At 61.0% G+C, this 26467-nt stretch carries 21 protein-coding genes; 3 read left to right on the forward strand and 18 right to left on the reverse strand.

Annotation, left to right across the window (positions count from 1 at the left end; translation table 11 throughout):
• Window positions 1-97: 97 nt before the first annotated feature.
• The 8 genes from ccoP (C8K58_RS11680) to ccoN (C8K58_RS11715) all read right to left on the reverse strand — a co-directional run bounded on the left by ccoP (C8K58_RS11680) (window position 98) and on the right by ccoN (C8K58_RS11715) (window position 6856).
• Window positions 98-1075: a cytochrome-c oxidase, cbb3-type subunit III gene (gene ccoP, locus C8K58_RS11680; RefSeq protein WP_027603732.1), complete on the reverse strand. Its 978-nt coding sequence runs from the start codon at window positions 1073-1075 to the stop codon at window positions 98-100.
• Window positions 1072-1257 (reverse strand): CcoQ/FixQ family Cbb3-type cytochrome c oxidase assembly chaperone, encoded by a 186-nt coding sequence (locus C8K58_RS11685; RefSeq protein WP_003193169.1) that lies wholly within the window; start codon window positions 1255-1257, stop codon window positions 1072-1074. Before C8K58_RS11685 ends, ccoP (C8K58_RS11680) begins: the two co-directional genes overlap by 4 nt.
• Before the next feature lie 6 nt (window positions 1258-1263).
• Window positions 1264-1872, reverse strand: coding sequence for a cytochrome-c oxidase, cbb3-type subunit II (gene ccoO, locus C8K58_RS11690; RefSeq protein WP_003193167.1), 609 nt, complete (start codon window positions 1870-1872; stop codon window positions 1264-1266).
• Window positions 1872-3314 carry a cytochrome-c oxidase, cbb3-type subunit I gene (gene ccoN, locus C8K58_RS11695; protein WP_027603733.1) on the reverse strand — a complete coding sequence of 481 codons (1443 nt, stop codon included), beginning with the start codon at window positions 3312-3314 and terminating at the stop codon, window positions 1872-1874. Before ccoN (C8K58_RS11695) ends, ccoO (C8K58_RS11690) begins: the two co-directional genes overlap by 1 nt.
• A gap of 350 nt (window positions 3315-3664) precedes the next feature.
• The gene (ccoP, locus tag C8K58_RS11700) at window positions 3665-4612 is read right to left on the reverse strand and encodes a cytochrome-c oxidase, cbb3-type subunit III (RefSeq protein WP_092355331.1); all 948 of its coding nucleotides are present in this window, start codon (window positions 4610-4612) and stop codon (window positions 3665-3667) included.
• Entirely contained in the window at window positions 4609-4809 is a 201-nt protein-coding gene (locus C8K58_RS11705) for a cbb3-type cytochrome c oxidase subunit 3 (RefSeq protein ID WP_027603735.1), read from the reverse strand. Before C8K58_RS11705 ends, ccoP (C8K58_RS11700) begins: the two co-directional genes overlap by 4 nt.
• 3 nt (window positions 4810-4812) lie before the next feature.
• Entirely contained in the window at window positions 4813-5421 is a 609-nt protein-coding gene (ccoO, locus tag C8K58_RS11710) for a cytochrome-c oxidase, cbb3-type subunit II (RefSeq protein ID WP_017735321.1), read from the reverse strand.
• 10 nt (window positions 5422-5431) lie between these two features.
• Window positions 5432-6856 carry a cytochrome-c oxidase, cbb3-type subunit I gene (gene ccoN, locus C8K58_RS11715; protein ID WP_085205420.1) on the reverse strand — a complete coding sequence of 475 codons (1425 nt, stop codon included), beginning with the start codon at window positions 6854-6856 and terminating at the stop codon, window positions 5432-5434.
• Window positions 6857-6935: 79 nt separating this feature from the next.
• On the opposite strand from ccoN (C8K58_RS11715), the gene C8K58_RS11720 reads away from it, so the two are divergent.
• Window positions 6936-7628 (forward strand): alpha/beta family hydrolase, encoded by a 693-nt coding sequence (locus tag C8K58_RS11720; RefSeq protein ID WP_108573744.1) that lies wholly within the window; start codon window positions 6936-6938, stop codon window positions 7626-7628.
• Between the two features lie 93 nt (window positions 7629-7721).
• Here C8K58_RS11720 and C8K58_RS11725 read toward each other — a convergent pair whose 3' ends face one another.
• From C8K58_RS11725 to C8K58_RS11760, 8 genes are all read right to left on the reverse strand, one after another.
• Window positions 7722-9287, reverse strand: a complete 1566-nt coding sequence (locus C8K58_RS11725; protein ID WP_027603738.1) for a PAS domain-containing methyl-accepting chemotaxis protein — start codon at window positions 9285-9287, stop codon at window positions 7722-7724.
• Window positions 9288-9381: 94 nt separating this feature from the next.
• Complete coding sequence (locus tag C8K58_RS11730) at window positions 9382-10569, reverse strand: glycosyltransferase family 4 protein (RefSeq protein ID WP_092355322.1); 1188 nt, start codon at window positions 10567-10569, stop codon at window positions 9382-9384.
• On the reverse strand, window positions 10566-11777 hold the full coding sequence (locus C8K58_RS11735) for a glycosyltransferase (protein WP_027603740.1): 1212 nt from the start codon (window positions 11775-11777) through the stop codon (window positions 10566-10568). The genes C8K58_RS11730 and C8K58_RS11735 overlap by 4 nt, the downstream gene beginning before the upstream one ends.
• Window positions 11778-11805: 28 nt before the next feature.
• Window positions 11806-12627 (reverse strand): hypothetical protein, encoded by an 822-nt coding sequence (locus tag C8K58_RS11740; RefSeq protein WP_108573745.1) that lies wholly within the window; start codon window positions 12625-12627, stop codon window positions 11806-11808.
• On the reverse strand, window positions 12611-16939 hold the full coding sequence (locus C8K58_RS11745; RefSeq protein ID WP_108573746.1) for a methyltransferase domain-containing protein: 4329 nt from the start codon (window positions 16937-16939) through the stop codon (window positions 12611-12613). Before C8K58_RS11745 ends, C8K58_RS11740 begins: the two co-directional genes overlap by 17 nt.
• A 2-nt stretch (window positions 16940-16941) precedes the next feature.
• Window positions 16942-18204 (reverse strand): UDP-N-acetyl-D-mannosamine dehydrogenase, encoded by a 1263-nt coding sequence (wecC, locus tag C8K58_RS11750; RefSeq protein WP_108573747.1) that lies wholly within the window; start codon window positions 18202-18204, stop codon window positions 16942-16944.
• Entirely contained in the window at window positions 18201-19352 is a 1152-nt protein-coding gene (gene wecB, locus C8K58_RS11755; protein WP_027603743.1) for a non-hydrolyzing UDP-N-acetylglucosamine 2-epimerase, read from the reverse strand. The genes wecC and wecB overlap by 4 nt, the downstream gene beginning before the upstream one ends.
• Before the next feature lie 233 nt (window positions 19353-19585).
• Window positions 19586-20377 carry a CPBP family intramembrane glutamic endopeptidase gene (locus C8K58_RS11760; RefSeq protein ID WP_108573748.1) on the reverse strand — a complete coding sequence of 264 codons (792 nt, stop codon included), beginning with the start codon at window positions 20375-20377 and terminating at the stop codon, window positions 19586-19588.
• A gap of 425 nt (window positions 20378-20802) precedes the next feature.
• Here C8K58_RS11760 and C8K58_RS11765 point away from each other — a divergent pair, with 425 nt between their 5' ends.
• Window positions 20803-21663 (forward strand): DMT family transporter, encoded by an 861-nt coding sequence (locus C8K58_RS11765; protein ID WP_092355313.1) that lies wholly within the window; start codon window positions 20803-20805, stop codon window positions 21661-21663.
• Between the two features lie 30 nt (window positions 21664-21693).
• Here the strand turns inward: C8K58_RS11765 and C8K58_RS11770 are convergent, their stop codons facing one another.
• Together C8K58_RS11770 and C8K58_RS11775 are read right to left on the reverse strand one after the other, a co-directional pair.
• Window positions 21694-22578, reverse strand: coding sequence for a DMT family transporter (locus tag C8K58_RS11770; protein ID WP_027603746.1), 885 nt, complete (start codon window positions 22576-22578; stop codon window positions 21694-21696).
• Window positions 22579-22630: 52 nt separating this feature from the next.
• Window positions 22631-24256: a methyl-accepting chemotaxis protein gene (locus C8K58_RS11775; protein ID WP_027603747.1), complete on the reverse strand. Its 1626-nt coding sequence runs from the start codon at window positions 24254-24256 to the stop codon at window positions 22631-22633.
• Window positions 24257-24646: 390 nt separating this feature from the next.
• On the opposite strand from C8K58_RS11775, the gene aceK reads away from it, so the two are divergent.
• Complete coding sequence (aceK, locus tag C8K58_RS11780) at window positions 24647-26362, forward strand: bifunctional isocitrate dehydrogenase kinase/phosphatase (protein ID WP_108573749.1); 1716 nt, start codon at window positions 24647-24649, stop codon at window positions 26360-26362.
• Window positions 26363-26467: the final 105 nt, after the last annotated feature.

Consider the following 26467-nt stretch of genomic DNA (forward strand, 5'->3'; position numbering starts at 1 on the left):
GCGGTCAACGTGCTTTTCCCATGGGGGGGGCACGGCCTTGGAAATGAAAAAGCCCCGCCAGCTTTCGCTGGGCGGGGCTCTTTTGTTTCCGAGAGCCTTACTGCTCTTCGGCCTTCTTATCCCCATGGGACAAGCTGTAAACATACGCCGCGAGCAAGTGCACCTTGTCGTTGCCTTGCAGTTGCTCCTGCGCAGGCATCTGGCCCTGGCGGCCCCAACGGATGGTCTGCTGCAGTTGGGCGAAGCTCGAACCGTAGATGAATGCACCCGGGTGGGTCAGGTCCGGCGCGCCCATGGCGGGAGTGCCCTTGCCGGCGGGGCCGTGGCAGGCCACGCAGTTGGCGGCGAAGAGTTTCTCGCCGTTGGCCACATCGGCTTTTACGCCTTCCGGCAGCTTGCGGCCGTCGAGGTTGGTGACGACGAACGCGGCGACGTCGCTGACGCCTTGCTCCTTGAGAATGTCCAGCCAGGCCGGCATGACGGCATGGCGGCCCTTCATGATGGTTTCCTTGATGGTCGCCGGTTCGCCACCCCAGCGCCAATCGGCGTCGGTCAGGTTGGGGAAACCGTAGGCGCCCTTGGCGTCGGAGCCGTGGCACACCGAACAGTTGGAGGCGAACAGGCGACCGCCCATCTTCAGGGCTTGCGGGTCCTTGGCGACATCTTCAATCGGCATCGACGCGAATTTGGCGAAGATCGGCCCGAACTTGGCGTCCGACCTGGCCATTTCCTTTTCCCATTCGTGCACGCCGGTCCAGCCGGTCTGGCCGTTGGCGAACGGGGTTTGCTTGTCGTTGTCGAGGTAGTTGTAGCCCGGCAGCAGGCCTTTCCAATTGCCCAGGCCAGGGTAGAGCACCAGGTAGCCAAGGGCGAAGACGATGGTGCCGACGAACAGCATGAACCACCACTTGGGCAGCGGGTTGTCGTACTCCTCGATGCCGTCGAACGAGTGGCCGACGGTCTCGTCGGTCTGCTCGGCGCGCTGGCCCTTGCGGGTCGACAGCAGCAGCCAGGTCAAGGCGAAGATGGTACCCAGGCTGAGGACTGTGACGTACAGACTCCAGAACGTAGTCATTCTTTGTTACTCCTAGAAGCTTGCTCGACGTGCTTGATGGCTTCGGGATCATCCGCAAAGGGCAACATGGTCGCGTCGTCAAACTCCGACTTGCGCCGGGGACTGAACACCCACAGCGCCAGGCCGATAAAGGCCACCATCACCACGACGGTGCCCAGGCCTCGAATCATCCCGATATCCATGAAGAATCACCGTTTGCTTTTGATGATGGTGCCCAGGCCTTGCAGGTAGGCCACCAATGCGTCCATTTCGGTCTTGCCCTTCACGGCTGCGGCTGCACCGGCGATGTCTTCGTCGGTGTAGGGCACGCCCAGGGTGCGCAGGACTTCCATCTTCTTCGCGGTGTCCTTGCCGTCGAGCTTGTTTTCCACGAGGAACGGATACGCCGGCATTTTCGACTCAGGCACCACGTTGCGCGGGTTGTACAAGTGCGCGCGTTGCCAGTCATCGGAGTAGCGCCCGCCGACACGGGCCAGGTCCGGGCCGGTGCGCTTGGAGCCCCACAGGAACGGGTGGTCCCACACGCTTTCACCGGCGACCGAGTAGTGGCCGTAGCGTTCGGTTTCGGCGCGGAACGGGCGGATCATCTGCGAGTGGCAGCCGACACAGCCGTTGGCGATGTAGACGTCGCGGCCTTCCAGTTCAAGGGCGGTGCGCGGCTTCATGCCTTCGACCGGCTTGTTGGTCACGTCCTGGAAAAACAGCGGAACGATCTGGGTCAGGCCACCGATGCTCACGGCGATGACCATGAAGAAGGCCAGCAGGCCGATATTCTTCTCGACGACTTCATGCTTCATCAGTGGGCTCCCACAACGGCGATCTTGGCGGCGGCTTCGGCTTCTGCCGGGTCCGAGGCACGCACGGTGCGCCAGACGTTGTAGGCCATCAACAGCATGCCGCTGGCAAAGAACGCACCCCCCAGGGCGCGGACGATGAAACCAGGGTGGCTGGCTTGCAGCGCTTCGACGAAGGAGTAGGTGAGGGTGCCGTCATCGTTGATCGCACGCCACATCAGGCCCTGGGTGATGCCGTTGACCCACATCGAGGCGATGTAGAGCACGGTGCCGATGGTGGCCAGCCAGAAGTGCGCGTTGATCAGCCCGACGCTGTGCATCTGCACACGGCCGAACAGTTTGGGGATCATGTGGTACAGGGCGCCGATGGAGATCATCGCTACCCAGCCGAGGGCACCGGCGTGTACGTGGCCGATGGTCCAGTCGGTGTAGTGGGACAGCGAGTTGACGGTCTTGATCGCCATCATCGGCCCTTCGAAGGTCGACATGCCGTAGAACGCCAGGGACACCACCAAAAAGCGCAGGATCGGGTCGGTGCGCAGCTTATGCCAGGCGCCCGACAGGGTCATCATGCCGTTGATCATGCCGCCCCAGCTCGGGGCCAGCAGGATGATCGACATCGCCATGCCCAGGGACTGGGCCCAGTCCGGCAGCGCGGTGTAGTGCAGGTGGTGCGGGCCGGCCCAGATGTACAGGGTGATCAGCGCCCAGAAGTGCACGATGGACAGGCGATACGAGTAAATAGGCCGTTCGGCCTGTTTGGGCACGAAGTAGTACATCATCCCCAGGAAACCGGTGGTGAGGAAGAAACCCACGGCGTTGTGGCCGTACCACCACTGGATCATCGCATCCGTCGCCCCGGCGTAGGCCGAGTAGGACTTGAACAGGCTGACCGGCAACGAGGCGTGGTTGACGATATGCAGCATCGCCGTCACCAGGATGAAGGCCCCGTAGAACCAGTTGCCCACATAGATGTGCTTGGTCTTGCGCTTGACGATGGTGCCGAAGAACACCACTGCGTAGGTCACCCAGACGATGGCCAGCAGAATCGCGATCGGCCATTCCAGCTCGGCGTATTCCTTGGTCGTGGTGTAGCCCAGCGGCAAGGTGACGATGGCGCCGACGATGACCGCTTGCCAACCCCAGAAGGTGAAGGCCGCGAGGCTGTCGGAGATGAGTCGTGTCTGGCAGGTTCGCTGCACGACATAGTAGGAGGTGGCAAACAATGCACATCCGCCGAAGGCGAAGATCACCAGGTTGGTGTGCAGCGGGCGCAGGCGGCCGAAGGTTGTCCATGGCAGACCGAAATTCAATTCCGGCCAAACCAGTTGCGAGGCGATGAACACCCCGAGCCCCATGCCAAGGATCCCCCAGACCACCGTCATGATGGCGAACTGGCGGACTACCTTATAGTTATAAGCAGTCGGACTGATTGCTGTGCTCATTCTAAGGTTCCACGGTTTAGGTTTTTTTATAGGTAAAATTCGGCCGCAAGTATGTAGAAAGCAAGGGGCCATTGCAACGCAAGGCTGACCTGTGTCAATGCGTTCCACGCCAGATTCTGCGCCCTTTCCATGTTTGGCGTAAGGATAAAATCCGAAATCGAAAGCTGATCGAGTGGACAGGAAATTTCGGGGGTCGCAACGACTGTCGTCGCGTACGCCAGGATCGGTCCGCTGTGCAAGCAAGCGTAGACCCGAATGGCAGGAGGGGAAAGGTGTGCTTTGGAAGGGTGCGACACTTGGTCGCGTAGCGCGGTAGAGCTGCCGCCCCAGATTGGGGCGGCAGTCAGGTGTTACTGGGCTGGGCTTTCTGGCGTTGCGCCATCAGCGTTATGGGACAGGCTGTAAACGTAGGCGGCGAGCAGGTGCACTTTGTCGTTGCCCTGCAGCACTTCCTGGGCGGGCATCTGGCCTTGGCGGCCGTGGCGAATGGTCTGCTGCAACTGCGCGAGGCTGGTGCCGTAGATGTAGCCGGCGGGCAGGGTCAGGTTCGGCGCGCCCATGGCTTCCATGCCATGGCCCTGCGGACCATGGCAGGCCACGCAGGTGGTGTTGAATGCGGCTTGCCCTGCGGCCAGGTCGGCGGTGCTGTCGGCCGGCAATGGCAACTTGGCCAGGTCGTGGCGCACATAGGCGGCGACGTTTTTCACGCCGTCGTCGCCGAGCATGTCGCCCCAGGCCGGCATCGCCGCGTGGCGACCGTTCATGATGGTGGTCTTGATCGCTTCGGCCGAACCGCCCCAACGCCAGATGTTGTCAGCCAGGTTGGGAAAGCCGAATGCGCCCTTGGCATCCGAGCCGTGGCACACCGCGCAGTTGGAGGCGAACAGGCGACCGCCCATTTTCAGCGCCTGCGGGTCTTTGGCGACTTGTTCCACGGGCATGGCCGAGAATTTGGCGAAGATCGGTCCGAACTTGGTGTCGGCCTTGGCCATCTCCTTGTCCCACTCCTTGGCCGAGGTCCAGCCGTCTTCATAGCCCGGCAACACGCCTTTCCAGTTGCCCAGGCCCGGGTAGAGGATCAGGTAGCCGACGGCAAACACCAGGGTGCCGGCGAACAGCATGAACCACCACTGGGGCAGGGGGTTGTCGTATTCCTCGATACCGTCGAAGGCATGGCCCATGGTCTGGTCGACGCTGCCCTTGGTCTCGCCCTTGCGGGTGGCGAACAACAGCCAGGTCAGGCCGATCAGGCTGCCGAGGGTCAGTACGCAGATCCATGTACTCCAAAAGGTAGTCATGGCCGGTTGCTCCTTGTTACAGGCTCTTCTTGAGCGTCGGTTGGAGAGGGTTCATCGGCGAAGGGCAGCAGGCGCGCCTGCTCGAATTCCGCATTGCGCCGGTTGTTGAACACCCACAGCGACAGGCCGATAAAGGCGATGGCGACCACCAGCGTGCCGAGGCCGCGGATGGTGCCCGCATCGAATTCAAATCCCATGGCTCACCTCTTGCTCTTGATGGCAGTGCCGAGTACTTGCAGGTACGAAACCAGCGCGTCCATTTCGGTCTTGCCCTTGAGGCTGGCCACGGCGCCACTGATGTCGTCGTCGGTGTACGGCACGCCGAGGGTGCGCATCACTTTCAACTTGGTCTCGGTGTGGCTGCTGTCGACCGCCGCCGTGACCAACCACGGGTAGGCCGGCATTTTCGACTCGGGCACGACGTTGCGCGGGTTGTACAAGTGCGCGCGGTGCCAGTCGTCCGAGTAGCGTGCGCCGACGCGCGCCAGGTCAGGCCCGGTGCGCTTGGAACCCCACAGGAACGGGTGGTCCCACACGCTTTCACCGGCCACCGAGTAGTGGCCGTAGCGCTCGGTCTCGGCGCGGAACGGGCGGATCATCTGCGAGTGGCACTGTACGCAGCCTTCGCGGATGTAGATGTCGCGGCCTTCCAGTTGCAGCGCGGTGTAGGGCTTCATGCCTTCCACCGGCTTGTTGGTCACGTCCTGGAAGAACAGCGGGACGATCTGGGTCAGGCCACCGATGCTCACGGCGAGCACCATGAGCAGCATCAGCAGGCCGACGTTCTTTTCAATCGTTTCGTGTTTCATCACAGACTCCTCAGGCCATCTGCGCGACAGGGGCGGCTTCGACAGGTTGTGCCGAGCGCACGGTGCGCCATGTGTTGTAAGCCATCAGGAACATGCCGCTGAGGAACACCGCACCGCCCACCAGCCGCACGATGAAGCCTGGGTGGCTGGCCACCAGGGTTTCGACGAAGGAGTAGGTCAAGGTGCCGTCTTCGTTGATCGCACGCCACATCAGGCCCTGGGCGATGCCGTTGACCCACATCGAGGCGATGTAGAGCACGGTGCCGATGGTGGCCAGCCAGAAGTGCGCGTTGATCAGGCCGAGGCTGTACATCTGCTCGCGACCGAAGACTTTCGGGATCATGTGGTACAGCGCGCCGATGGAGATCATCGCTACCCAGCCGAGGGCGCCGGCGTGTACGTGGCCGATGGTCCAGTCGGTGTAGTGGGACAGCGAGTTGACGGTCTTGATCGCCATCATCGGCCCTTCGAAGGTCGACATGCCGTAGAACGCCAGGGACACCACCAAAAAGCGCAGGATCGGGTCGCTGCGCAACTTATGCCAGGCGCCCGACAGGGTCATCATGCCGTTGATCATGCCGCCCCAGCTCGGCGCCAGCAGTACCAGCGACATCACCATGCCCAGGGACTGTGCCCAGTCCGGCAGCGCGGTGTAGTGCAGGTGGTGAGGACCGGCCCAGATGTACAGGGTGATCAGCGCCCAGAAGTGCACGATGGACAGGCGATAGGAGTACACCGGGCGCTCGGCCTGTTTCGGCACGAAGTAGTACATCATCCCGAGGAAGCCGGCGGTGAGGAAAAAGCCTACCGCGTTATGCCCGTACCACCACTGCACCATGGCATCCGTCGCACCGCCATACAGCGAGTAGGACTTGGTCAGGCTGACCGGGATTTCCAGGTTGTTGACGATGTGCAGGATCGCCACGGTGATGATGAACGCACCGAAGAACCAGTTACCGACGTAGATGTGCTTGGTGTTGCGCTTCATCACCGTGCCGAAGAACACGATGGCGTAGGCCACCCAGACGATGGTGATCAGGATGTCGATCGGCCATTCCAGCTCGGCGTATTCCTTGGAACTGGTGTAGCCCAAGGGCAAGCTGATCGCGGCCAGAAGGATGACAAGTTGCCAGCCCCAGAAGCAGAACGCGGCGATTTTCGGCGCGAACAGCTGGGTTTGGCAGGTACGCTGCACCGAGTAGAAGGAGCTGGCGAACAGCGCACAGCCACCGAACGCGAAGATCACCGCGTTGGTGTGCAGTGGGCGCAGGCGGCCGAAGCTGGTCCAGGGCAAGTCGAAGTTGAGCGCGGGCCAAACCAATTGGGCGGCGAGAAAAACCCCGAGCCCCATGCCGACGATGCCCCACACCACCGTCATAATGGCGAATTGGCGGACCACCTTGTAGTTATAGGCGGTACTTAAAGTAGTGTTCATGGTTCCCCATCCACGGTTCAACCCAAGCAAATGCGACACTTGGGCTGGAGTTATAGGCAGACTGAATAGCGAGGCAAGCATGGGCAAAGAGCACAAGGCCAGTATTGACGGGGATCAATGGGCGCAGTGTGTGCGGGAACACGGTTGGCTTTGGGATGTCGCGTCGGGCGTTGCTTCGGGTGATTGCGTGACGTTGATCCTGGCCCATGGTGCCGGCGCACCGATGGACTCATCCTTCATGAACGACATGGCTGCACGCCTTGCCGGGCATGGCGTCAACGTGTTGCGCTTCGAGTTTCCCTACATGGCCCAGCGCCGACTGGACGGCGGCAAACGCCCGCCCAACCCGGCGCCAAGACTGCTGGAAGCCTGGCGCGGGGTGTATGCCGAGGTGCGACGTCATGTCGCTGGGAAACTGGCCATTGGCGGCAAGTCCATGGGCGGGCGCATGGCGAGTCTGTTGGCGGACGAATTGGCCGCCGACGGGCTGGTGTGCCTGGGGTATCCGTTCTATGCGGTGGGGAAACCGGAGAAACCACGGGTCGAGCATTTGTCCGGGCTGAGCACGCCGACGCTGATCGTGCAGGGCGAACGGGATGCCCTGGGCAATCGGGGAGCAGTGGAGGGCTATGATTTGTCGCCGAGCATCGAGGTGATGTGGCTGGTGGCGGGGGATCACGACTTGAAGCCGTTGAAGGCTTCGGGGTTTACGCATGAGCAGCATTTGGAGGCTGCGGCCGTGCAGGTGGCTGAGTTTCTCAGCGCCTGTTAGGGCCAATCGGGAGCAAGCCCCCTCCCACATTCGACCGCATTCCAAGGGATGTACGCGGTTAACTGTGGGAGGGGGCTTGCTCCCGATAGCGGTCTACCGGTTGAAACGCTCGACCAACGAATACTGGGTATTCGCCGTATGCGTCAGCTCTTCACTCAACTGCGCCGAGTTCAACGCCTGCTCCGAGGTCTGGTCCGCCAACAGCGCAATGGTGCTGATGTTACGGCTGATCTCTTCGGCCACCGAGCTTTGCTCTTCGGTGGCGGCCGCGATCTGGGTGGTCATGTCGGTGATATGCGCCACCGCTTCACTGATGCCCACCAATGCCTGGTCCGCCTCCATCACCCGCGCCACGCCTTCTTCGGCCTGGCGATGCCCGGTGTCCATGGTTTGCACGGCAGCGGCAGCGGTTTGCTGCAGCTTGGCGATCAGGGCATGGATCTGCCCGGTCGACTCAGCCGTGCGCTGCGCCAGTTGGCGCACTTCATCGGCGACCACCGCAAACCCACGGCCCATCTCACCGGCCCGCGCCGCTTCAATGGCGGCGTTGAGCGCCAGCAGGTTGGTCTGGTCGGCAATGCCTTTGATCACGTCGACTACGCCGCCGATCTCGTCGCTGTCCTTGGCCAGTTGGGTGACGGTCACGCCGGTCTCGCCCACGGCCACCGACAGACGCTGAATCGCCTCGCGGGTTTCCCCGGCAATATCGCGACCGCGACCGGTCAGGCGATTGGCTTCCTGGGTCGCATCGGCCGTGCGCTGCACATGGCTGGCCACTTCCTGGGTGGTTGCCGCCATCTGGTTGACCGCCGTGGCCACCTGCTCGGTTTCCACGCGCTGGCGTTCCAGGCCGCTGGAGCTGTTATGCGCCAGGGTATTGGACTGCGCCGCCTGGTCGTTGAGGTGCTCGGCAGTATCCTGCAGGCGCGTCAGGCAGGTCTTCAGGCGTGCCTCCTGGCTGAGGATCGACATCTCCAGGCGCGCCTGGGCACCACGGCTGTCGGTGTACATCTGCGCGATCAACGGGTCGGAGGTGGTCTGCTCGGCCAGGCGCAGCAGGCGCTTGAGACCGCGCTGTTGCCAGCTCAGGCCCAGCAGCCCCAATGGCACCGACAAACCCGCTGCCAGGGCAAAGCCCCAGTGGGAGTTGAGCGACGCACCGATCATGAAGCTCAACTGGCTGATCAGGATAAACGGCAGCCAGTCCTGCAACACCGGCAGCCACTTGTCCCGCTGGGGAACGGCCGACTTGCCCTGGTTGATGCGTTGGTAGAGCGCCTCGGCACGGCGGATCTGCTCGGCGGTGGGCTTGATGCGCACCGATTCGTAGCCGACCACCTGGTTGCCTTCGAAGACCGGCGTCACATAGGCGTTGACCCAGTAGTGATCGCCCGTCTTGCAACGGTTCTTAACGATGCCCATCCATGGCAAGCCTTGTTTGAGCGTGGTCCACATATGCCCGAACACGGCCGCTGGCACGTCCGGGTGACGGACCAGGTTGTGCGGGGCACGCACCAGTTCGTCGCGAGAGAATCCACTGATTTCGACGAATGCGTCGTTGCAGTAGGTGATCACGCCTTTGGCATCTGTGGTGGAGATCAACCGTTGCTGAGCGGGGAAGGTACGTTCGCGCTGGGTAACGGGCTGGTTATTACGCATGATTGTTCAATCCGCAAGGCTTTCATTGGGTATCGGCGGTAACGGGGGTTTATTTAACTTATTTTTGCAACAATCGGCTTGGCAGTTTCCAGGGTCACGGCTCTTCGGGTGTTGTGGTATCGAGAATGTCCAGAGCCATGCGTTGCTGGATCCTGCTGCGGGAATACTCCTGTAGAAATGCCGCTCGGTCGGTGGTACCCAGATCAAGACGGGCGAGTGCGGCAACGGCAGCGTCCGGGTTTGCGGGGGCAAACACGCAAGCATTGGGAATATGGTTAAGAGTGAACGCTTTTGAATAGCCTTCCAGCCCCGCCAGGATTGGTTTTCCAGTGGCTGCATATTCAAACAGCTTGGAAGGTATGACCTTCAAGAATGCCTTAAAGCTATTAAGGTGCAAAAAAAGCACATCCGCTTGCTGATAGTAGTGAATCAGTCTATGGCGAGGCATGGGAGGAATAAGCTCGACATTCCTTACGTTTCTTTTGATCAGCGCCTCGCTCAGTTTTTTCATCGTGCTGCCATCGCCAATGACATAGAAACAGGCCCTGTTTGCCAGCCGTTCGGCCAGGGCGGGCAGGATTTTTTCCAGGCCTTGGCCGGCGCCGACATTGCCAGCGTAGACGATCTTCAGCAGGCGTGTCGGGTCGTCAGGCGGTTCGGTAGGGAAGGGGGTTTCAAGAAACAGATCATCCACACCGTTGGTGTAGGTTGAGAAGGTCTTGTGTGGATAACGAGGCGCGAAGTAACTCAGGAAGCCGGGGGATACCAGGTTGACCCGCGTCGCATACCCAAGGGTGACTTTTTCCAGGCGGGAAAACACCCGTGCCAGGAGCTTGCCGACAACACCGGGGAAAAGCTCGGGCAGGACGTCGACAAAGATATCGCGAATATCCAGGTAGAGAGGCGCGTGTTTTCTGCGCGCGATGGCGGCGCCCAGTGCGGCCGTCATCAGTCGCGAAGAGGTGGCCACGATCACGTCATACGGCTTACCCTTCACGGCCTGAAGGACGCCGCAGGCATAGTGGGCAAACCCCCAGGCCTGGCCCCATGCGCTGAATCTGTGCGCGGGGAGGCCGATGCGGGTGACGGACAGCTTCGGCTGATGCGCGGTGTGGGCAGGGTCAGCCTCATAGGACGGGTAGCGGTTTGGCTGGGTGGTCAGTACCTCGATCTCTATCTCACCGTTACCGTGGGTGAACAAGGCCTTGACCAACGCCTCGACGCGAAATGCCGACAGATCGGGCGGAAAGTAATAGCTCAATATGAGAATGCGCTTGGTCATACGCGCACCTCGGTTTTACGCCGCAGTACACGCTCGTACAGCGCCACCAGCGTGCTTTCCTGCCGTTCCCAATTTAAATGCAGCGCGGCATTTTTTGCGTTTTGCGCCAGTGCCTGACGCAATAACGGTTCATCGATCAGGCACTGCAGTGCGGTGCGCAGTGATTGCTCCGAGCCTGCCGGTACCAAAAGTCCTATGGAGTAGGCCCGGACAATCTTGCGAATCTCCGGAAAGTCCGTGGCCACCACGGGCAGCCCGGCGATGACATATTCAAATAATTTGTTCGAGTCGGTGGTGAAGTGGTTCAGGCAGGTATTTTCGATCGGCTGCACACCGATATCGGCTGATGCGGTGTAGCTGGGCAAATCCGCCAGTGCAACGGTCGGGATAAAGTGCACTCGGTCTGTCAGGCCAAGTTCCGTGCGCAATGCCATCAAGGCAGGGGTAAGCCTGCCGCTCCCGATCAATACAAGGTAAGCGCCTTGCAACGACGCCGCCACGCGTAGCAAGCGTTCCAGCCCGCGCCCCTGTTGAAGGCCGCCCTGATAGACAACGATAGGCCAGGGGTGTCGCAAGCCCAACTCAAGGCGAATCCTCTGGCCGGGTGAGGTGGCGCTCAGGCAGGGGCGGTTTTGCAGTACCAGCGGGCGGGCGATTCCATAGGCCCTGGCAAAAAACCTGGCCCGGCTTTGCGTGGTGGTAATGATGCCTTCGGCCCTGGGCATCAAGGTTTTTTCGACACAACCTACCCAGCTGCGAAAGCGCGCATACCCCTCGCGGCTGGTGCTGATTTCGTGGGCGTCATACACCAGCCTGGCGCCGCTGAGCCGGGCCGCCAGCCAGGCGGTGGGCAGGGTATTGACGTCGTGGGCATGCACCACCGCAGCGCGATGCAGGGCGATACGTAGCAGCAGCCCTGCATGTACCCAAAGCCGCGAAAGAATGCGTCGCAGGGGCATCGATTGTTCGGCTGCGAACGGGCCTGGCGATGGGGGCGATCCGGCGTTGGCCGCACCCCAGCGCACGCTGCGCGCTACGCGTACCACGCGGATGCCTTCGGCCAGCACCTCCTTGCGATGCGTCACGCCGGGCGCATGCAGGGCGAACACGGTGACTTGATAACCGGCTGCCTGGAGTGTCCGGGCTTGCTTCAATACGCGGGCGTCGTTGCGGAACTCATTCCAGACGATCATGGCGATGCGGGGCACGGAAGACTCCTGTTGATGTGGACGGGGTTCAGCGGGTCGGGTGGAGGGCGAGAAACATCCGGTTGATGCTCGGGGCGTGGGTGTTCAGGTAAAGAATGTCCTGGGTCAGGACCTTCAGTCTGCTGAGGCTTTGACGTATCAGGATCAGCGCTATCAACGCGATGTACAGGTGGGGAGGCGTCAGGCAGAGAAAGTCGACAATGATGAAGGCGAATGCCGCCAGAAAGCCCATTGAGTAAAACGCATCGGCCACCGTGAGTGTGTGACGGGAGAGTACCGCCTGCACACGTTGGCTACGGTTGTTCAAGCCAATCAGCACAGCCGCAGCGAGCACGGAATAAGCCAGGCCGATCGCCAGGAGGGACGGGTAGAGGTAGAGCAGCACGCAGAAGACGATCAGGGTAAACATGGCGTCGGATAAACCCCGCGCAAACCTGGAAAATGTCCTGGCTGCCAGGGCCAATTGGGTTTTTAGCCGCGCAGGTTCGGCACCGCCGTCTATCAGGGCGCGTGCCCCCGCCCTTGAGTAACGGGAGGCCATGAACCCGGCGCCCAGGTAAAAAGCGTAAAGGATCACCGTCAACAGACCGAGCCCGATGATCAGGGCGGTTTGATCGAGGCCTTTCAACGGGGCTGGCAAATAGGCGGGGACCGTCTCTGAACCGAGCAGGATGACAATCTTGATCGGCAGGAAGTACGTCGTTATCAACAACACTTGTGCGCAGAAATGTGCGGTATGGGCCATCAACACCGCACGTGGAGCGATGCTCATGAGGTTCTGGCCCAGGCATACGCACCACAGGAGTGCCGACAGGATACGGTATTGCAATGCCTTAACGTCTCGGCTCACCGTGGGGTTCCCGTATCAGGCTTAGTTCGGCCGCGGTGATCAAATGCATAGCGCTCTGCGCAAGCACGCGTTGCCTGGCGTTGAATGATTTCGCCCTGAATATTTCCGGGTTGAAAAACAGTGTTTCTATTCCTTCGGCGAGCCCGGTGAAACTCTCGGGGGCCGATAGAAAACCGCAGTCGTCGTCAACAAACTCAGGGATGGCCCCGACCCGATTAGTCAAAGGGACCAGGCCCGACGCCATGGCTTCGTCACGCGATACCCCTTGTGTGTCCATGCGGCTGGGGCACAGAAACACGCCATAGTGTTTGTGCAGGTCGGCGATCTCGGATTGTTTCAAATAGCGTTTTTCGAGGGTGACGTTCGGGTACTGACGCAGCGGTGCGAGGGTTTCTTCAAACAAGGGTCCGTCACCGACCATCAGGAACTCAAGTTCGTTGAACCATGGTTTGGTCGCCAGCAGTTGAATGGTTTTGACGCTCAGGTCGTTGGCGTAGGTGCGTGACACATAGGGGCGGATCGAGAGGATTTTCTTGCGCTGCTCAGGCGGTTTTTCCTGATAGGCAAACAGCCGCGTATTGATGGGGTTGTGGATCACTCGGTATTGACTCCTCGGCAACCTGAACCCCAGGTCTTCCATGACGTCTTCGGCAAACTGTCGGGAGACGAATACCAGTTGCAGATTGGGCGGCATGGGTTGCAAAAGGCTGAGCCAGAAGCCCATGCGTCGCTCACTGTCGAGCTTGGCCAGTTGCAACAGTGTTTCGTCGCCATAGTTGTAAGCCCGGCGCCACCAAGGTTGGATCTCCGCGCCGTGCACCCAGGCAATCACCCGGAGGCGGGGCAAGTAGGGGCGCACTATTTCCCACATCTGCGGATCCAGGAAGTGCACCAGCAGTGTCGTGTACTGTCCGCTGTCCAGCATGCTTGCCAGGGCGCTGCCCGGGCCGGTCACCACGTCGACATTTTCAAATTCGTGATAACTGATCGACTCGTCGGGGCGCAGACGAAAGACATCTACCGCCAGGCCCTGTTCCTGATAGGCCATGACACGGGTATGAATAAAGCCATTACGGTACAGGTCGTCATAGGCCGGGTAGTGGTTGGTCAGCAGCAGGTGCGCGGCCTTGGCGAGGAGGTGGGAGGGTTGGATTTCCCGGTGTCCTTGAACCAATGCCTTGATCGTCGTGCTGCCGCTGCCGTGGGCCCGCAGGCCCAGGCGCAGGTACGCTGTTTCGGGCGGTATATCCCAGGCCTGATTGCGATTGGCCTGCTGCATGACATGGCTGATCCGTTGTTTCTGCGCATCCAGATACAGCACGACCAGTTGCAGGTTCAGGCCCGGCGTGGCATCGAGCAGCAATCTCAAGGTGTCGTCGGCCTGTTTCAGCTGGGCAACGTTCAACTCGTGCCTGGCGTAGTGATATTCATGTTTTCCGTCCGCGAGGGAGGAGTCGATATGCCAGGTGCCGCCTTCGACCTGCGCGCGCAGATACTTGCTGCGCAGCGGGCCGAACAGTTCTGACAGGTCCCGGCCGTTGCTCAGCGGGCCATCAGTATCTGCGCTCAGTGGCGGGATCGTTTCACTGCTGCGCTGGAGATGCTGGAGGCTGATTCCGCTGTTCAGCTCGAGGTCATCCACCACCGCAACGACGTGCTGTCGATCAGTGCCCGCGGCGTTTTCGCAGTAGTTGAACGCATCGATCGCGAGGGATGGAGGGTGGGTGTAGGTGAGCGCCGGGAGGCTTTCCAGCCAGGCACGGGCGGGCTGTTGTGCCAGCGCTTCTGTCTTGATCAAGGCTCGACGTGCCGCTATCCCGGTGGCACTGCGGTATTCCTGGCCTGGGTTGATCAGGCGTATATCCTGTTCGTCCGCGGCATGGTGCGCCATCTTGCCGATCACCCGGGCCTTGCTGTAGCGCGTGGCCAAGGCCAGGTCGAGCAAGTAGTGAGGGCCGTAGTAGTCCACGGCAAGCATGGCGCCGAACCAGTCGGCGCCGCCTGCCAGCTCGCCGAGGGTGAGCTTGTCCAGCTGTTTGCGCTCAATCAGCTGCAAGCGCGGGTCAACGGTGGCGGGCTGCCTTGCCGGCGCGTCGCTTACCACGACATACAGCTTGACGCGGGGGTAGCGCTGACGCCGCAGATGCTCAATGAGCGCCTGCAATTGAGCCTCGTCGGCCGCCTCAGCGACCAGGCAAATCGTCGGCAGTGGCAGGTCATGCACGCGATGGGTCACCTTGCTCATCACATACATCAACCGGTGGGCATAGGTGTGTTCCAGCATCACCTTTCGCAGCCCTGCCAACCGCAGCCTGGCGTGTCCGGCGGGCGTGTCGAGGCGACGCAAGACCTCCTGGCCGTTGTCGCTGCAGATGACCAGGTCGCCCATCAGCACACGCAGGCCGCGAGAAAAATTGCTGACGGTCAGGGTGTTGGAACCCAGCAATTCAAAGGCACGACGGGCGAACATGGATTGCGACTGTTTGACCGAATTGAGATTGATCGCATACCGGTAGCCCTTGTAGGCCAGGTCTATCTGTGTCGCCTCAAGCGTACCGGCAATGTAGCCCCGATATCGGGCCGGAAACTGATAGTTGGCTTCTGGCTGGCCGAAGTTGCGATCGTAGATTTCCAGCGGACGAAAGCCCGGCAGGGCATTGACGAAGTGTTCCAGGTCCCGCGTCCGTTCGGGGTATCGGCAGTAGTAGGCACCGGCGAAACAGAACGCATCCTTGCGCTCGTACAACTCGATCGGGTTGTGCATCGCCGGTTGGCAGGCAAAGGGCAGCAGGTAGACACGCTCATGCCCCAGCGCGCTTTTATAGCGATGAATACAGTCGATATCCGTGGTGAACACCAGGTCGAACTGTGTGGCGGTACCCAGGAACGTCTCGAAGTGCACCGGATCTTCCTTGTTCCAGAACACCGTTGGCACCTTGTGTTCCCGGCACCACTGCAAGACCTGGCGCAGCTCTGTGCTGTTCTGGGCGATCTTGTTATGCCAGCGGCCATCCTGGCCGCGCCACGCGGATTCGATAAACAGCAGGTCGGGTTGGAACGATTGCAGTTCGGCCAGGCCCTGGTCCGGTGTCAGTTGCAACAGATCGCATTCATACCGGTAGGCCTCATGGGTAAAGGTGTCCATCACACAGGCCATTCTGAAGGGCTTGGCCGTGTCATGGGGGGCAAGCAACAGCTGGCTGCGCACATGCTCTGCATCCGCCAGCGGAGTGGGGGCCGGCGTGACAAGGAAAGCGGCGGTGCCAGGCAGCGCCGGTGGGATCGCATCATCGCCAGGGGGGGCCGTAGGTGCGTTGCCTTTGCGACGTGCGCGGGCTTGTTGATACAGCTTGAACAAGGCGCCAGGCAAAAGCAGGCATTCACGTAGCGAGCCCACCCCCACACGCAGTTGATACCCCAACTGATAAGTGGTGCTGGCCCGCGTCTTGATCAAGCGATTTTCCAGCAGGTGGCACCTGGCGTTTGCGCGCTGCAGATTGGCGGTCAGGACTTCTATTTGCCCTTGCTGCCGGGTATTGCACTCGGTTGAGTACGCCAGTTCGTTCTTGAGTTGCTGAATGCGCTCAGTCGCTTCACGGTATTTCTGATTGACCTGTTCCCGCTGTTGGCGACCGCCGGCTACCTGGCCAAGCAGGTTACGCTCGACGGACTCGAACGCCGCTTCCAGTTGACGTAGATGCTCGACACCCAGCGAACAGCCCTCGGGTTCTGTTTTGATGGCGACCATTCCCACCCACTTGCCCAGCATTTCGACCTGGATGACCTGCAGGTACGCACTCAACAGCCGAAAGGGTTCCAGCAGGTAGAACGTGTGCTTGTGGTCAAGGAAGTCATTCACCCCGAACGGCACGGTGATGATCAGCCGGCCACGCGGCTTGAGCATCGATGCGGCTTTTTCGACGAAGGCTGCCGGGTGGATGAGGTGCTCAAGCACTTCACTGATCACGATGCTGTCAGGTTCCATGCCCTGGGTGTCCAGCGACATAAAGTCTGCATTCAAGTAGCGGACGTTGCGCTGCACGTGATCGGGTTCGGCCCTCAGGTAATCTTTGGCCTGCTCGAACGCCCTGGGGTCGTTATCCACGCCCGTGACCCTGTGGCCTTCACGGGCCAGCAACACGGGGATAATGCCCTGGGAGCAACCTACGTCGAGTACTGTCCTGCCGGTGACCTGTGCGCAGATCCAATGGATCCGCGCACGGGTTTCCTGCATGAAGTGTTCGCCCAGCTTGCCGTAATAGGCTTCCATGACGCGATCATGGGTATCGGCGAGTGGCTGTGGATTATTCATCGTCAGTTCGCCAGTACGCCGGCAGCATCAATCACCACGCCGTTGCTATGTCGCGCTGACATGGATCTGAATTCGCGATGCCCGACCAGCAACACATGGATATGGGCGCTGTCCCAGGCACAGGCCACGTCGGTCAGGGAATGGCCAGTCAGGTCGTCGGGCAGTGCATCGATATTGGGCTCGACCAGCAGCAGCGTTATCCCCAGTTCGTTGGCCAACTGGCGGGCAATGCCAAGTGCCGGGCTTTCACGCAGGTCGTCGATGTCTGCCTTGAACGCCAGGCCATAGCAGGCAATTCGCACGTTGTGCGCGCGCAGCCCGGGGTGCTTGAACAAAAGGTTGGCCACCGCCACCTTGACTTGCTGGATGACCCACTGGGGTTTGCTGTCGTTGACCAGGCGTGCGGTGCGGATCAACAGCGCCAAGTCCGGTGTTTTACTGACGATGAACCACGGGTCCACCGCTATACAGTGCCCACCGACGCCAGGCCCGGGCTGCAGGATATTCACACGCGGATGATGGTTGGCCAGGCGGATCAGCTCCCATGTGTCGATCTTCAACTGTGCGCAGATCATCGAGAGTTCGTTGGCGAAGGCGATATTGACGTCGCGGAAACTGTTTTCGGTCAGCTTGCACATTTCCGCGGTGCGTGTGTCAGTGACAATGCACTGGCCTTCGACAAACTGCTGGTAAAGCCGTACTGCTGCGGCTGAGCAGGCATCGGTCATGCCCCCGATGATGCGGTCATTGCTGACCAATTCCCTCAAGACATGCCCTGGCAGTACCCGTTCGGGGCAGTGGGCGATGCGGATGTCACTGGCTTGCTGATGGGTGGTGGGAAAGGTCAGGTCCGGACGCACACTGGCCAGCCATTTCACCAGCAGTTCGGTGGTACCGACCGGAGAAGTCGACTCCAGGATCACGAGGTCGTGCTTTTTCAGCACCGGGGCGATGGCACGGCAGGCCGCTTCTATATAGCTCAGGTCTGGCTCGCGGTTTTCCAGGAATGGGGTGGGCACGGCGATCAGGAAGGCATCCGCCGGCTCCGGCCGGGTTGTCGCCCGCAGGTAGCCGTGGCTGACCGCCGAGCGGACCAACCGGTCCAGGTCGGGCTCTATGATATGCACTTGGCCGAGATTGATGAGGTCCACGACATGCGGGTTTATATCGACGCCAATGACTGTTCGTTGCGGCGAGGCAAACAGCGCGGCGGTGGGCAAGCCGATATAACCCAGGCCCAGGACGCAGAGCGTCGGCACGCTCATGCCGCGGCCTCGTTTTTTCGCCAGGTTGTGATCAGAACTTCGCGAATGCGTGTGCACGCTCTGCCGTCACCGTAGGGGTTGTGGGCATTACTCATCTCCCGGTAGGCCGCGTCATCGCTGAGCAGCTCCCTGAGGTGGTGGGTAATGCTTGCGATCTCCGTGCCCACCAGCCGCGCCGTCCCGGCATCGACTGCCTCGGGGCGTTCAGTCGTGTCACGCATCACCAGCACCGGCTTGCCCAGTGCAGGTGCTTCCTCCTGGATACCGCCCGAATCCGTGAGAATCAGGTACGCCCGGGTCATCAGGTAGACAAACGGCAGGTAATCCAGCGGCTCGATCAGATGTACATTGCTGATGCTCGCCAGTCGCCGTCGCACGGGTTCCTGCACATTGGGATTCAGGTGCACGGCGTAGACAAAGGTCACCGCCGGGAAACGCGCGGCGGTTTCAGCCAGGGCCTGGCAGATACGTTCAAGACCGTCACCAAAGTTTTCCCGGCGATGGCCTGTCACCAGGATCATCCGCTGGTCTTGGGGCAGAAAGGCAAATTGCCGGTCAAGGCGGCCGCGCAGAGGGGATGTCGGGGCGTGAAGTTTCTCTACAACACTGAGCAGTGCATCGATCACTGTATTGCCCGTGACATGAATGCATTCGGCGGCCACCCCCTCATTGATCAGGTTCTGCCGCGAGGTTTGGGTGGGGGCGAAATGCATCGAGGCAAGGCTGCCGGTCAGGCGTCGGTTGCCCTCCTCGGGCCAGGGGGAATAGAGGTTGTGGGTACGCAGCCCGGCTTCGATATGGGCAACGGGTATCTGTTGGTAATAGGCCGCCAGACTGGCTGCAAAAGTGGTCGCCGTATCCCCGTGGACGAGGATCACATCGGGTTTGAAGTCTTCCAGGACAGCTTGCAGCCCTTGGATGATTGCCGTCGTCACATCCGTCAGGTTCTGATCCGGCTTCATGATGTTCAAGTCGTAGTCAGGTACCAATCCAAACAGCTCAAGCACTTGGTCCAGCATCTCTCGGTGCTGCGCCGTGACACACACTCTCGAGTGGAAACGGTCGTCATTGGCGAGATTGATCACCATCGGCGCCATTTTGATGGCTTCCGGGCGCGTGCCGAAGATAGACAGTGTCTTGAGAGGCATGGGGATGGCTTCTTGTATGGAGGGTGAGTAAAAGCTGGGCCTGAAACGCGGGTGCACAGCTGCCTTCAACGCAGTGCCAGGCGTGTCAGCGCGTAGGGACCGGGTTGTGCGGAGTGGGGCGATAACGAAGGGGGATTCTGCCCAAAGGGCACGCGGCCGACTACTGACCGTTCGGCTGGTTACGAGGTGTTACCAATGTCGTAAAAGTACCCGGGCAGCGTCGAAGGCAGTCATCAGCCTGCCAGCATCGGATAGGTAAACAACCCGAAGTGAAGCAGATTCAAGCCAACGTGCGTGGCAATCGCCGCACCCAGCCCGCCAAACCGATACGCCAGGCCATAACCGACCCCGGCGATGCCCGCCAGCAGCACCCATTGCCACCCTGCACCCACGTGCACCAGGCCGAACAGCAGCGATGCCAGCAGCAGTGCGAGGTTTTCGCCGTAGGGCAACTGTCTGAAGCGCCGGCTCAAGCCGCCTTGAATGTAGCCACGGAACAGGGCTTCTTCCACCAGGGTCACCAGCAACAGGTTGTTGAGTACCCACAGCCAGGCCTGGTCCGGCCATTTCGGCGCCCAACTGATCACGCCCAGCAGGGTTGCGCCACCCAGCGCAACGATGGCGGTAAGGGTCAGTAACAACGCGGTGACGCAGATCGACAGGCGCAACGAACGCCGCGCCACAATCCACGGGCAGGCCAGCAGCAACCAGAAACCAATCAACGGCTTGTCCAGGTTCAGGTACATCGAGAACGGCACGGCATCGGGGGTGAAGCGCTGCGGGGCAATGCCGCGACCGTTATGGAACCCCGGCAGCCAATGCATCGCCAGGCCTAGCGCCAACACGACAAACAGCCCGTGACCCAGGTAACGCGCCCACGGCGTGCGCTGCTGGCGTACGGCATAGCCGGCGATCAACAGCAGGGCGACGGACACCAGCGCCAGTACGCCCAATTGCCCGTAGGCCAAGGCCAGCACATAGCCGATGGAAAGAAGCGCCAGGTACAGCCAGGGCAGTGCGAGCATGGGGGAATCCTTGGAAAAAACCGGTCGGCATTATAGCGACGGCCCGCGCCCCGAAACGTGAAAACGCCTCCCCGCAAAAGGGCTTGGGCAAGTGATTGCAAAACATGTCATCGGCTGGTTATAGTCCTTGCGTCCTTATCCCGTCAAAAAGATCAGCACATGCCAGCTTCCCTGCGCATAGCGGTAGTCGATTCAGCGGTCAACGCTGTGCGCGTGCCGTGCGCGAACAAGCAGCCTGCGCAGATCAGTCACTACCCCCCACCTGTCAGTAGCACGCCGGTGTACGCAGTCGTATCACCGCCGGGTGTTGGCATTTCGGGCTGATCGGCACGTTGCTGTGCCCGCTCTGCCTGCCTGAAAAAAACTACTGAATTTCAGCCTCTGCGGCTGAATCGGCTTTTTTTGCCTGATTACAGGTGGTAACCATGTCCGTTCTTTCGAAACACTCCGTGGCCGCGGCGGCCTCGACGAGCCTGTTTGTCCTGCTGTGGAGCAGCGGGGCGATCTTCTCCAAGCTGGGCCTGGCCCATGCGTCACCCTTCGCCTTCCTGCTGATCCGCTTTGCCGTCGCCCTTGCAGGCTTGGTGGTGCTGGTGCCGATCCTCAAGCTGAAACTGCCGCGTCCCGGCAAGCCCCTGTTGTACGCGGCGGCAACCGGGTTGGTGTTGCTGGGGGCCTATCAGATTTTCTATCTGCTGGCCCTGGACCTCAGCGTCACCCCCGGCGTCATGGCGACCATCATGGGGGTGCAGCCGATCCTCACCGTGGTGCTGATGGAGCGCCAGCGATCCTGGCGCCGGATGTTCGGCCTGAGTCTGGGCTTGGCCGGGCTGATCATGGTGGTCTACCAAGGCATCGGGCTGGCGGGCATGTCCCTGGCCGGGATGCTGTTCGGGCTGCTGGCCCTGGCAAGCATGACCTTCGGCTCGATCATGCAAAAGCGCATCACCGACAACCCCCTTGGTACCCTGCCGGTGCAGTACCTGGCGGGGCTGCTGTTGTGTTCGGTGTTCGTGCCGTTCCAGCCGTTCCATGTTGAACACAACGCCGGCTTTTACCTGCCGGTGCTGTGGATGGGCCTGGTGGTGTCGTTGCTGGCAACGCTGTTGCTGTACCGCCTGATCGCCCGGGGCAACCTGGTGAACGTCACCAGCCTGTTCTACCTGGTGCCGGCGGTGACGGCGGTGATGGATTACCTGATCTTCGGCAATCGGCTCGCGATGCTGAGCCTGTTGGGGATGGGCTTGATCATCATTGGGCTGGTCTTCGTGTTCCGCAAAAACTGATGCCCCCCGTAGGTGCCGGCCAGCCGGCGCCTACGGTTTTCGAGGCCGCAATACCAGCCACAACGCCCCGGCAATCAACACGCCGCCATATAAATGCGCCATCGATAACGGCTCGTCGAGCAACAACGCCCCCCACAACACGCCGAACGGCGGGATCAGGAAGGTGGTGGTCATCGACCTCACCGGCCCAATCGCGGTGAGCAGCCGGAAGTACAACACGTACGCAAACGCCGTACACACCAGCCCCAACCCCAGCAACGACAGCCACACTTGCCACCCACCCCAACTCGCCGGCGGATGGCTGATCGCGCTGTAGGCAAACAACGGCAGCAGAAACAGCGTCGCGCCCAGCATGCTGCCCAGGGCCGCGAGACGACTGTCCAGGCCGCCGCGCTGGTCCAGCCAGCGCCTGGCGAGGAACCCGGCAAAGCCATAACAGGTGGTGGCCAACAGGCAAGCCAGTGCGCCCATCAATAATTCCAGGTCAAACGCCACCGGTCCTGCACGGGTCAGCACGCCTACACCGAACAGACCCAGGCACACCCCGGCGATTTTCGACGGGGTGAGGCGTTCGCTGAAAAACAGCCCGCCAATCAACACCCCCATCAACGGCGTGGTGGCATTGAAGATCGCCGAGTAACCCGCCGGCAGCACCTGGGCGGCCACCGAATACATGGTCGCCGGGATCCCCGAGTTGATCACCCCCAGCAACAGGACTGTCTTGAACTTGCCCTGGAAATCCCAGTTCACCCGCGCCATCGCCAGGATCACCAATAGCCCGGCGGCGGCAATCGATACGCGGAAAAATGCGGTCGGCACCGTGCCGATTTCCGGCGCGATAATGCGCATGAACAGAAAGCTCGCGCCCCAGATGGCGGCGAGCCCCAGCAGGTAAAGGGTGTCAACGGGCCTCACGGAACACTCCTACATCAATAAGGCCGCGAGTGTTGCACGCCGCCTTCACTGATTACAGGACAAACCGCGTCACCAGCCCATTCAGGTCCACCGCCAGCCGCGACAGTTCCTGGCTGGCGGCCGAGGTCTGGGTGGCGCCGGCGGCGGTCTGGGTGGACAGGTCGCGGATGTTCACCAGGCTGCGGTCCACATCGCGCGCTACCAGCGCCTGTTGCTCGGCGGCGCTGGCGATCACCAGGTTGCGCTGGCTGATCTGCGAGATGGCGGCGGTGATTTTTTCCAGGGCGCTGCCGGCGCTGTTGGCTCGCTGCAAGGTCTGGCCGGCATGCTCGGCGCTGCTGTTCAGCGCCTCGACGGTGGCCTGGGTGCCTTGCTGGATACCGGTGATCATCTGTTCGATTTCTTCGGTGGAGTCCTGGGTGCGCTGTGCCAGCGAACGCACCTCGTCGGCGACGACCGCGAACCCACGCCCGGCTTCACCGGCACGCGCCGCTTCAATCGCGGCGTTGAGCGCCAGCAGGTTGGTTTGCCCGGCAATGCCACGGATCACTTCCAGCACCTTGCTGATGTCCTGGGCTTGCAGCGCCAGGCCTTCGGCCTTGTTCGAGGCGCCGAGCACTTCGTCCACCAGGTTCTGGATCGAGCTGATGGTTTCGCTGATCTGGTAGTGGCCGTGCTTGCTGTCCTCATCGGAAGCCTGGGACGCCTCGGCGCTGGACACCGCATTACCCGCGACCTCGTCCACCGCCGTGCTCATCTCGGTCACGGCGGTGGCCGCCTGCTCGATTTCATCGTTCTGCGCCTGCAGGCCGCGCGTGCTTTGTTCCATCACCGCGCTCATTTCTTCCGCGGCGGAAGCCAGTTGCTGCGCCGATTCGCTGATGCCTCGGATGGTGGTCTGCAGCTGCGCTTGCATGGTCGCCAGGGCGCTCAGCAATTGCGCGGGTTCGTCATGGCCGCGCACCACGATCGGCTGGCTCAAGTCGCCGGCGGCGATGGTGCGCGCCACGTTCAGGGCCTGGCCGATCGGCGCGGTGATACTGCGGGTCAGCAGCCAGGCCAGCAGCAAGGTGGCGATCAATGCGACTGCGATAATCAGGCCGACAATCCACTGTGCGCTCGAATACATCTGTGCGGCCGAATCGGCCGCCGCTTCGACGCCGTTCTGGTTAAAGACGATCAGGTTTTCCAGGCTCTGGCTCAGGATCGTGCCCTGGGGGGCGAGGCGGCTGACGAGCAGGTCGAGGGCGTCTTGCTGTTGATCCTTGTCCACCAACGCAACCATCTGTCCGACGATGGCCAGGTACGTCGCGACATTGCCCTTGAGGGTTTTCAGCAGTTCGCGCTCTTCGTCATTGCTCAGCAAGGTTTCATGACGATCGAGCAGGGCTTGCAGTTCGCTGCTGGTGCGGCTGATCAGGCCTCTGCTGGTGTCACGCACGCGAGATTCGTCGGTGCTCACCAGGCGCAGGGACTCCAGGCGGATGGTGGCCACCAAGGCTGCGCTGTCATGGATATTCTCGATGCTCGGCATCCAGGTTTGCTCAATGACCAGCGCACTTTCCCGCAGCTTGGCCATCTGGCCCAGGCCAAACATTCCCACAATCACCAGCAAGCTGGCCAAAACCCCAAAACTCAGACTGGCACGCAGACCGATCCTCATGTTCCTCAATGACATCTCAATGCTCCTTGGGCGATTAGAACCTGCTCCCGGATCGGTCTTCGGACCTTGTTAGGGTGGGAGAGGGCGCGCTATATATCAAAGTGCCATCAAGGTAGTAATCGGGGTTTCCCTTAGTTGGATCCAAAGCCCCGCGGAGCGCGCGCGCCCGTGCTGGTTGGCAGTTTTCCCGCTGCTACGTCCCAGGCCACGGTGTTAAAGGCGTGTGGATCAAACGTGGCGCGACTTTTTGGTGCGTTTATTGACCGGATGGTCGAATTAAAAAAATTGAAAATAAATGTACGAAATGAACGGAGCTGTACAAGTCAGTGCAAAAAATGACCCTTCTCCTGCCTGCGTACACTGGCTAAGCTCAGGGCTTCCAGATGCCCGCTCGAGGTTTCCCGCATGTCGCTATCCACGCCTGCCCTCGCTATCGCCCGCACCATCCTCGAAGGCTTCGACGATTACCGCGAACACTTTCGCCAGATCACCGATGGCGCCCGCGAGCGTTTCGAAAAGGCCCAGTGGCAACAGGGGCAGGCGGCGTCGGCGGCGCGGATCAACCTGTACGAAGACAAGGTCGGTGAAGTCAGCGCGCGCCTGCGTGCGAACTTCGAGGGCAGCGCATTGCTCGACATTGACCTGTGGCCGCTGGTGAAAAGCGCCTATATCGGCCTGATCGACCTGCGCTTTGACGATGAGCTGTCCGAGACCTGGTACAACTCGATCTTCTGCGGGCTGTTCAGCCATGACCTGATCAGCGATGGCTGCATGTTCATCCACACCACGCGGCCGAGCCTGCGCCGGGCACGGGCGGCACAAACCCGTACCTACACGCCCGCCGGCCAGATTCCCGAGATGCTCGCGCAGATTTTTGCCGACTATCGTTTCAGCGAGCCCTACGCCGACCTGGCAGCCGACCTGCATCGCCTCGAAGCCCAACTGCGGGAAAACCTGCCGGACTGGGTGTGCAAGGACCCGGACCTCAAGGTCGAGCTGTTTTCCTCGGTGCTCTACCGCAACAAAGGCGCCTACCTCGTCGGGCGCATCTACACCCGCGACGAACAATGGCCCCTGGTGATCCCGCTGCTGCACCGCGAAGGCCAGGGCATCCAGATCGATGCGCTGATCACCGACGAGGCGGAGGTGTCGATCATCTTTTCGTTCACCCGCTCCTACTTCATGGTCGACGTGCCGGTGCCGGCGGAATTCATCGGCTTTCTCAAACGCATCCTGCCGGGCAAGCACATCGCCGAGCTGTACACCTCGATTGGTTTCTACAAACACGGCAAGTCGGAGTTCTACCGCGCGCTGATCAACCACCTGGCGACCACCGACGATCGATTCATCATGGCCCCTGGCGTGCGTGGCATGGTCATGAGCGTGTTCACCCTGCCGGGCTTCAACACCGTGTTCAAGATCATCAAGGACCGTTTTTCACCGTCGAAAAACGTCAACCGCGCCACGGTGATCGAGAAGTACCGCCTGGTCAAAAGCGTCGACCGCGTCGGGCGCATGGCCGATACCCAGGAGTTTGCCGACTTCCGCTTTCCCCTGGGCAAGTTCGAGCCCGAGTGCCTGGCGGAGCTGCTGGACGTCGCCGCCGGCACCGTAGAAGTGGAAGGCGATACGGTACTGATCCGCCACTGCTGGACCGAACGGCGCATGACCCCGCTCAACCTCTACCTGGAAAACGCCAACCCCGCCCAGGTGCGCGAAGCCCTGGAAGACTACGGCCTGGCGATCAAGCAACTGGCGGCAGCGAACATCTTTCCCGGCGACATGCTGCTGAAGAACTTCGGCGTCACCCGTCACGGCCGCGTGGTGTTCTACGACTACGACGAAATCTGCTTTCTCACCGAAGCCAACTTCCGCCACATCCCCGCGCCGCGCACGCCCGAGGATGAAATGGCCTCGGAGCCCTGGTACTCCATTGGCCCGCTGGACGTGTTCCCGGAAGAGTTCCCGCCGTTCCTGTTCGCCGACGCCGGCCAGCGCAAGCTGTTCGATGAACTGCACGGCGAGCTGTATAACGCTGATTATTGGAAAGGCCTGCAGGAGGCGATTCGTGCAGGCAAAGTGATCGATGTCTTCCCTTATAAAAGAAAAGAGCAGCCATAAGCTCAAAGCGGCAAGTAAAAGCAGATCCGCCCTGACTTGCCGCTTGAAGCTTGCCGCTCGCAGCTGCTTTTCTGCGACAATCCGCACCCGGCATAAATAGACGAC

The organism is Pseudomonas sp. GV047, assembly GCF_003058245.1.
Lineage (GTDB): Bacteria > Pseudomonadota > Gammaproteobacteria > Pseudomonadales > Pseudomonadaceae > Aquipseudomonas > Aquipseudomonas marginalis.